Below are 7901 nucleotides of genomic sequence, written 5' to 3' on the forward strand. Positions count from 1 at the left end.
AGCTGGGAAGATGGTCTTCGCGTGGACGCGGCGCAGGGGGGCCTGCCGCCGCGCGGGGCTCGTTCGCGGGGAGGAGCGAGAACCGCGACCGGCGGGGGATCACGCCGTCGTGCCGCCGCGCCTAACGTGTTGATCAGCGGGTTGACCAGTGCGGCGACGAGGCCGCACGGGAGTGGGGGCGAGATGACCGAGGAGACCAGGCGAACCGCGAGGGCGGGCCGGCGTCCCCCGGAGGTGCGGTGCCGGGCCGGCGCGGTCCAGGCCGCCACCGTCCCGGACGCCTTTCCGGGCGCCTCCGGCGCGTACGCGGACGACGGCCTGCGCATCGAGACCGCGAGGGTCGAAGCCGGCACGGCCGTCGTCGCGGTGGCCGGGGAGATCGACCTGCGCACCGCCGGGCCGCTGCGCGACCGGCTCGTGGAGACGCACGGCCGGCTTTCCGGGACGGGGCCGCGCCGCCTGGTGGCCGACTTCGCCGCCGTCCCGTTCTGCGACGCGGCCGGGCTCGGCGCGCTGGTCGCCGCGCACAACCAGATCTCCGCCGCCGGCGGCGAGATCGCCCTCGCCGGGGTGCGGCCCGCCCAGCTGCGGTTGTTCAAGATCACCGGCCTGCACCGGCTGTTCGCGATCCACCGCGATGTCGAGGCCGCGCTGTCCGGCCAGGACTCGCCCACGAGGTCCGGATGAGGGCGCGAACCCCTGATGGGGCGCTCCGCGGGAGGCGGCGACACCCCACGCGAAAGCCACACATGCCTTGCCGCGAGGCGGTTTCCGGGTCCCGTTAGGGGCCCGACTCCGGCTAGAGTCTCTTTCCGACAGGCCGCGTTCCCATCGGTGTTCTGGAGGCCGCTGTGGGCGGAGAGGAATCCCCTCTCGTGGCCGCGCGCGGACCCGAGGCGGGGTCCGGGCCGGGCCCCGAGGGGGGTGGCCCGGACGATCTGCCCGACGGGCTGATGGTCGCCGGCCGCGACGCCCGCGTCGTCGTGTTCAACGCCGCCGCCGCGCGGATCACCGGGATCCCCGCCGGGTCGGCCGTGGGCCGCGACTTCCGCGACGTCCTGCCCCTGCACGACGCCGAGGGCCGCGACTGGTGGAAGTGCCTGGCCCCCTACGACGGGCTGTCCACCCGCACCCGCCACCCCGAGCGCGTGCTGTTCCTTCCGGGCGGCACCGAGGTGCTCGTGACCGCCGCGTACCGGCGCGACGCCGAGCGCCGTGTGGAACGGTTCACCGTGTGCCTGCGCGACGCCCTGCACCGCGCCCGGCAGGAGCGCGACCGCGCCGACCTGGTCTCCACCGTCGCCCACGAGCTGCGCTCCCCGCTCACCAGCGTCAAGGGGTTCACCGCGACGCTGCTCGCCAAGTGGCACCGCTTCAACGACGACCAGAAGCGGGTGATGCTGGAGACCGTCAACGCCGACGCCGACCGCGTCACCCGGCTGATCACCGAGCTGCTGGACGTGTCCCGCATCGAGTCGGGCCGGCTGGAGATGCGCCGCCAGGTCGTCGACATCCCCGAGGAGGTCCGCAAGGTCATCGCGGGCCGGGTCGCCGCGGGGGAGCCGGAGGACCGCTTCCGCTTCGAGACGCGTGGCGAGCTGCCCGAGATGTGGCTCGATCCCGACAAGATGGATCAAATCCTCGGCAACCTCGTCGAAAACGCGGTGCGCCACGGGGCAGGCACTGTCACCATTGTGGTGGAGCCGGACGCGCATGAGGAGGGGGCGGCCGTGTCGGTGCGCGACGAGGGCGAGGGCATTCCGCCCGAGGCCGTCCAGCGCGTCTTCCGGCAGTTCTGGCGCGGGCCCGGCGGCAACCGCCGCGGCGGCACCGGGCTCGGGCTCTACATCGTCAAGGGGCTGGTCGAGGCGCACGGCGGCGTGATCACCGTGCGGCGGGCGCCCGGCGGCGGCGCCGAGTTCCGATTTACCGTGCCCGCAGGGGCCCCCGACTACGCCGGCTGACCCGCGGCCCACACCGCGGCACGGCATCGGGTCCCTCGGCGGGCCAGCGCGTCACGCGCACGCTTTCCGGATGTCCTCCGCCCGCGCACTAGACTGCGGGCGTCCCACGCCGACCGGAGTCGATCACACCACCATGTCTGCACCCAACAAGTCCTATGACCCCGTCGAGGTGTCCGCGCTGCAGCCCGAGGAGCTGGAGCGGGCCCGCGCCGAGGCGCTCGCGGCGATCGCCGCGGCCGCCGACCTCGACGCCCTGAAGCAGGTCCGGCTGGCGCATGCCGGAGACCGTTCCCCGCTGGCCCTGGCCAACCGCGAGATCGGCGCCCTCCCGCCCGCGGCCCGCGCCGAGGCGGGCAAGCGCATCGGCGCGGCCCGGGGCGCGGTGGCGAAGGCGCTCAAGGAGCGCCAGGCCGAGCTGGAGGAGGAGCGCGACCGCCGCGTCCTCGTCGAGGAGACCGTCGACGTCACCCTTCCGTGGGACCGCGCGCCGCGCGGCGCCCGGCACCCGCTGACCACGATGCAGGAGCGGATGGCCGACGTCTTCGTCTCGATGGGCTTCGAGGTCTCCGAGGGCCCCGAGGTCGAGGCGGAGTGGTTCAACTTCGACGCCCTGAACTTCCTTCCCGACCACCCGGCCCGCACCATGCAGGACACCTTCTTCGTCGAGTCGGAGGAGTCCGGGCTGGTGATGCGCACCCACACCTCGCCGATGCAGATCCGGTCGCTGCTGTCGCGGCCGCTGCCGGTGTACGTGGTGGCGCCCGGCCGCACGTTCCGCACCGACGAGCTCGACGCCACGCACAGCCCGGTGTTCCACCAGCTGGAGGGCCTCGCCGTCGACGAGGGCCTGACGATGGCCGACCTGCGCGGCGGCATCGACGCGTTCGTCACCGGCATGTTCGGCGAGGGGCTGAGGACGCGGTTCCGGCCGTCGTTCTTCCCGTTCACCGAGCCGTCCGCCGAGGTGGACATGCAGTGCTTCGTGTGCCGTGGCGCGTCCGCGGAGCCCGGCGGCGCGCCCTGCCGCACCTGCGGCTCCGAGGGCTGGATCGAGCTCGGCGGCTGCGGCATGGTCAACCCGCGGGTGCTGGTGGCCTGCGGGGTCGACGCGGACCGCTACAGCGGCTGGGCGTTCGGGCTGGGCGTCGAGCGGACGCTGATGTTCCGGCACGGCGTGGAGGACATGTACGACATGGTGGAGGGCGACGTCCGGTTCACCCTCCCGTTCGGGATGGAGATCTGATGCGGGCCCCGCTTTCCTGGCTGCGCGAGTACGTCGAGCTCCCGGCCGACGTCACGGGCCGCGCGCTGGCCGCCGAGCTGATCGCGGCGGGCCTGGAGGTCGAGACGGTCGAGCGGGCCGGCGCCGACATCACCGGCCCGCTCGTGGTCGGCGAGGTCCTGGAGATCGAGGAGCTGACCGGTTTCAAGAAGCCGATCCGCCACTGCCAGGTGAACGTCGGCGACGCCAACGGCACGGGGGAGCCGCAGAGCATCGTGTGCGGCGCCACCAACTTCGCGGTCGGCGACCGCGTCGTGGTCGTCCTGCCGGGCGGCGTGCTGCCCGGCGGGTTCGAGATCGGCGCCCGCAAGACCTACGGGCGGATGTCGGCGGGCATGATCTGCTCGGTGACCGAGCTCGGGATCGGCGACGACCACAGCGGCATCCTCGTCCTGCCGCCGGACGCCCCCGTCGGCGCGGACGCGATCGAGCTGCTCGGGCTGCGCGACGACGTCCTCGACATCGCCGTGACGCCCGACCGCGGCTATGCCCTGTCCATCCGCGGCATCGCCCGCGAGGCCGCCATCGCCTACGGCGTTCCCTTCAAGGACCCCGCGGACGTCGAGCTGCCCCCGGACGACGAGGGGGCGGACAGTCACCCGGCGAGCATCGGCGATCCGGCCGTGTGCGACCGGTTCGTCCTGCGCGAGGTGAGCGGCTTCGACCCGGACGCGCGGACCCCGATGTGGATGCAGGTGCGCCTGCACCGCGCGGGGATGCGGCCGGTGTCGCTGGCGGTCGACATCACCAACTACCTGATGCTGGAGCTCGGGCAGCCGCTGCACGCGTTCGACCGGGGCAAGCTGACCGGCCCGATCGTCGTGCGGCGCGCCCGGCCCGGCGAGCAGCTGGAGACGCTCGACCACGTCAAGCGGGCCCTCGACCCCGACGACATCCTCATCACCGACGCGTCGGGCCCGATCTCGATGGCCGGCACGATGGGCGGTCTCGCCACCGAGATCGACGAGCGGTCGAGCGACATGGTCGTCGAGGCCGCGCACTTCGACGCCATAGGCGTCGCCCGGATGAGCCGCCGGCACCGCCTGCACAGCGAGGCGTCCCACCGGTTCGAGCGCGGCGTCGACCGTGAACTGCCGCTGTACGCCTCGTACCGGGCGGTGCGGATGCTGGCCGAGCTGGGCGGCGCGAAGATCGTGGCCGGTGTCACGCACGCCGAGGCGCCGGTCGAGCGGGCCGCGGTGGAGATGCCCGCAGGGCATCCCGACCGGGTGGCGGGCGTGGCCTACGGGCGGGAGGCGGTCGTCCGGCGCCTGGAGCAGGTCGGCTGCGCGGTGGCCGGCGGCGACGTGCTGACGGTGACGCCGCCGTCCTGGCGTCCCGACCTCACCGCGCCCAACGACCTCGCCGAGGAGGTCATCCGCCTGGAGGGGTACGAGAACATCCCGGCGAGGGCGCCGCGCCCGGCGGCGGGCAAGGGCCTGACCGCCGAGCAGCGGCTGCGCCGCCGGGTGGGCCGCGCGCTCGCCGGCGCCGGGTACGTGGAGGCGCTCGCCTTCCCGTTCGTCGCCGAGAAGGACCTGGACGGCCTCCAGCTCCCGGCTGACGACGCGCGCCGGCGGACGCTGCGGCTCGCGAACCCGATGTCGGAGGAGGAGCCGCTGCTGCGCACCACGCTGCTGCCGGGCCTGCTCAAGGTGCTGGCGCTCAACGTGGGACGCGGTTTCGGCGACGCCGCGCTGTTCGAGGTGGGCGTGGTGTTCCGGCCGCGCCCGGACGCCCCCGAGCGGGCGCCGCGGCTCGCCGTGGACCGCGGCCCGACGGCCGAGGAGGTCGCCGAGCTGGAGGCCGCGCTGCCGGACCAGCCGTACCGGGTCGCGGCGGTGCTGTCCGGCGACCGCGAGCCGTCCGGCTGGTGGGGCGAGGGCCGTCCGGCGCTGTGGGCGGACGCGGTCGAGGCGGCCCGCACGGTGGCCCGCGAGGTCGGCGTCGAGCTGACGGTGAAGGCCGACCAGCACGCCCCCTGGCACCCCGGCCGCTGCGCCGCGCTCTACGCGGGCGACACCCTCGTCGGGCACGCCGGCGAGCTGCACCCGCGCGTCACGAAGGCGTACGGTCTGCCCGCGCGGTCGTGCGCGATGGAGCTGGAGCTGCGCCGCCTGGGCGAGCCGGTGACCGTCCGCGCGCCGCACGTGTCGTCGTACCCGGTCGCGATGCAGGACGTCGCGCTGGTCGTGGACTCCGCGGTGGCGGCCGCCGAGGTCGAGGCGGCCCTGCGCGACGGTGCGGGCGAGCTCCTGGAGGCGATCCGGCTGTTCGACGTCTACACGGGCGAGCAGGTGGGGGAGGGGCGCAAGTCGCTGGCGTACTCGCTGCGGTTCCGCGCCCCGGATCGGACGCTCACGGCCGAGGAGGCGTCGCAGGCCCGCGACGCCGCCGTGGCCGCCGCGTCCGAGCGGACCGGAGCCGTCCTGCGCGGCGCCTGACGGAACGCGAGCGTGCCCCGGCCCCCGCGCGGGTCCGGGGCACGTCCACGTCTCAGCCGGCGTGGCCGATGCTCCCGTCGCGGCGTCCGGGGAGACGAGCGGGCTCATCGACACGGCCGCCACGGCGCACCAGCCGCCGCCGGTGAGGGCGGGCCGCGGCCTCTCCCGCACGCGTGCGGCTCCGCGGTACGTCCGGCGGACCCCGGGCTGACGGTCCCCATCCGGAATTCTTAACGCGACTTGTGTTGCGATTAGTCGCCGGGTATGCTGGTTCGCGTCACATCGCCGCCCGGCTGGGGAGTCCATTGAGGATCTGAGGTCCGACACCGCGCAGTGGCCGTTCTCCGGCCCGCGCACGTGACCTCAGTGCGGACTTCGACCCGCCGGGCGTTCTCATGCCCGCCGGCGCGTCGCGCGATCCCGCGGTGTCTCCATGCGTCCCGCATCTCTTCTCGCTCATCATGGAGGCCGCTCAATGTCATTCGCCATCGTGTGCTCGGACCTGTCGTTCGCCTGGGAGGACGGCACCGTCGTGCTGGACGGGCTGGACGCCGCGTTCGGCACCGGCCGGACGGGCCTGATCGGCGTCAACGGCTCCGGAAAGTCCACCCTGCTGAAGATCATCGCCGGCGAGCTGCGCGCCGGTTCGGGCACCGTGAGCGTCGACGGGGAGATCGGCTACTTGCCGCAGAACCTCGTCCTCGACGACGCCGCCACGGTCTCGGACCTGCTCGGCATCACGGCGACCCGCGCGGCCCTGCACGCCATCGAGCGCGGCGAGGCCACCGAGGAGAACTTCGCCGCCGTCGGGGACGACTGGGACGTCGAGGAGCGCGCCCGCGCGGAGCTCGACCGGCTCGGGCTCGGCCACCTCGACCTGGACCGCACGGTCCCGACGCTGTCGGGCGGCGAGGCCGTGATGGTCGGGCTGGCGGCGCGGTTCCTGGCCCGTCCCGACGTCCTGCTGCTGGACGAGCCGACCAACAACCTGGACCTGGACGCGCGCCACCGCCTGTACGAGGCGGTCGCGTCCTGGACGGGCGTGCTCGTCGTCGTCAGCCACGACCGGGAGCTGCTCGACCGCGTCGACGAGATCGCCGACCTGCGCGAGGGCGCCGTCCGGTCCTTCGGCGGCGGGCTGTCGGCCTACGAGGACCTGCTCGCCGTCGAGCGGGAGGCCGCGGAGCGGACGGTCAGGGCCGCCGAGACCGACCTGCGCCGCCAGAAGCGCGAACTGGAGGAGGCCCACGTCAAGCTGGCCCGGCGCAAGCGCTACGGCAACAAGATGCAGGAGAGCAAGCGCGAGCCGAAGATCGTGATGGGCGAGCGCAAGCGGCAGGCCCAGGTCTCGGCCGGCAAGCACCGCATCATGCACGAGGAGCGGCTCGCCGACGCCCGCACGCGGCTCACCGAGGCGGAGGGGGCCGTCCGCGAGGACGCCGAGATCCGCGTCGAGCTGCCCGCCACGCGCGTCCCGGCGGGCCGGACGGTGCTGACCGTGACGGGCTTGGCCGCCCCCGAGCCGGAACCCGGCACGCTGGGCGAGCTGTTCGTCCGAGGGCCGGAGCGGATCGCGCTGGTCGGCCCCAACGGGTCGGGCAAGACCACGTTCCTGCGGACGCTCGTAGGCGACCGCGTCCCCGAGGGCACGGACGTGAAAGTCGGGGTGGACGGCGTCCGGTACCTGCCGCAGCGGCTCGACGTCCTGGACGGGGAGCTCAGCGTCGCCGAGAACGTCCGCGCGCAGGCGCCGTCGGCGCCGCCGGCGCGGATCCGGGCGGGGCTCGCGCGATTCCTGTTCCGCGGCGCGCGGGCCGACCAGCCGGCCGCGACCCTGTCGGGCGGGGAGCGGTTCCGCGCGGTGCTGGCGTCGCTGCTGCTCGCCGAGCCCGCCCCGCAGCTGCTCCTGCTGGACGAGCCGACGAACAACCTCGACATGGCCAGCGCCGCGCAGCTCGCGCAGGCCCTCGCCGCCTACGAGGGCGCTCTGGTCGTGGTCAGCCACGACGTGCCGTTCCTGCGCACCCTCGGCATCACCCGCTGGCTGCGCATGGACCGGTCGTGCGGCCTCACCGAGGTCGAGCCGATGTAGCGAGTGCGGCGGCCCCCGCGCGGACTTCACGATCTTGCACTTCATGGGGAGCTTGTGGATCGCGCGGGTGAGCGCCTCCCGGGCGACGTCCTCGTTCGGGTAGGAGATCTCGAACAGGA

5 protein-coding genes and 1 pseudogene are annotated in these 7901 nt (G+C 74.3%); 5 read left to right on the top strand and 1 reads right to left on the bottom strand.

The genetic code is table 11. The features are described from left to right. Positions 1-183 precede the first annotated feature (183 nt). The 5 genes from AB0C84_RS23230 to AB0C84_RS23250 all read left to right on the top strand — a co-directional run bounded on the left by AB0C84_RS23230 (position 184) and on the right by AB0C84_RS23250 (position 7782). Positions 184-687, top strand: coding sequence for an STAS domain-containing protein (locus AB0C84_RS23230; RefSeq protein WP_258943343.1), 504 nt, complete (start codon positions 184-186; stop codon positions 685-687). 188 nt (positions 688-875) lie between these two features. Then, positions 876-1964: an ATP-binding protein gene (locus tag AB0C84_RS23235; protein WP_361069807.1), complete on the top strand. Its 1089-nt coding sequence runs from the start codon at positions 876-878 to the stop codon at positions 1962-1964. Between the two features lie 133 nt (positions 1965-2097). Beyond that, positions 2098-3207, top strand: a complete 1110-nt coding sequence (gene pheS / locus AB0C84_RS23240) for a phenylalanine--tRNA ligase subunit alpha (protein WP_361069810.1) — start codon at positions 2098-2100, stop codon at positions 3205-3207. Beyond that, positions 3207-5690 (top strand): phenylalanine--tRNA ligase subunit beta, encoded by a 2484-nt coding sequence (gene pheT, locus AB0C84_RS23245; protein ID WP_361069813.1) that lies wholly within the window; start codon positions 3207-3209, stop codon positions 5688-5690. The genes pheS and pheT overlap by 1 nt, the downstream gene beginning before the upstream one ends. Before the next feature lie 475 nt (positions 5691-6165). Next, complete coding sequence (locus AB0C84_RS23250; protein ID WP_361069816.1) at positions 6166-7782, top strand: ABC-F family ATP-binding cassette domain-containing protein; 1617 nt, start codon at positions 6166-6168, stop codon at positions 7780-7782. Positions 7783-7806: 24 nt separating this feature from the next. Here AB0C84_RS23250 and AB0C84_RS23255 read toward each other — a convergent pair. Continuing rightward, a pseudogene (locus tag AB0C84_RS23255) lies at positions 7807-7901 on the bottom strand (ribosomal protein L16); the annotation flags it as partial.

Origin of the sequence: Actinomadura sp. NPDC048955 (genome assembly GCF_040649435.1) — a bacterium.
GTDB lineage: Bacteria > Actinomycetota > Actinomycetes > Streptosporangiales > Streptosporangiaceae > Spirillospora > Spirillospora luteofluorescens.

Bases quoted from the DNA above. Each gene is read 5' to 3' on its own strand.
- AB0C84_RS23230 (WP_258943343.1), top strand. From the start codon at position 184: ATGACCGAGGAGACCAGGCGAACCGCGAGGGCGGGCCGGCGTCCCCCG.
- pheS (WP_361069810.1), top strand. From the start codon at position 2,098: ATGTCTGCACCCAACAAGTCCTATGACCCCGTCGAGGTGTCCGCGCTG.
- pheT (WP_361069813.1), top strand. From the start codon at position 3,207: ATGCGGGCCCCGCTTTCCTGGCTGCGCGAGTACGTCGAGCTCCCGGCC.
- AB0C84_RS23250 (WP_361069816.1), top strand. From the start codon at position 6,166: ATGTCATTCGCCATCGTGTGCTCGGACCTGTCGTTCGCCTGGGAGGAC.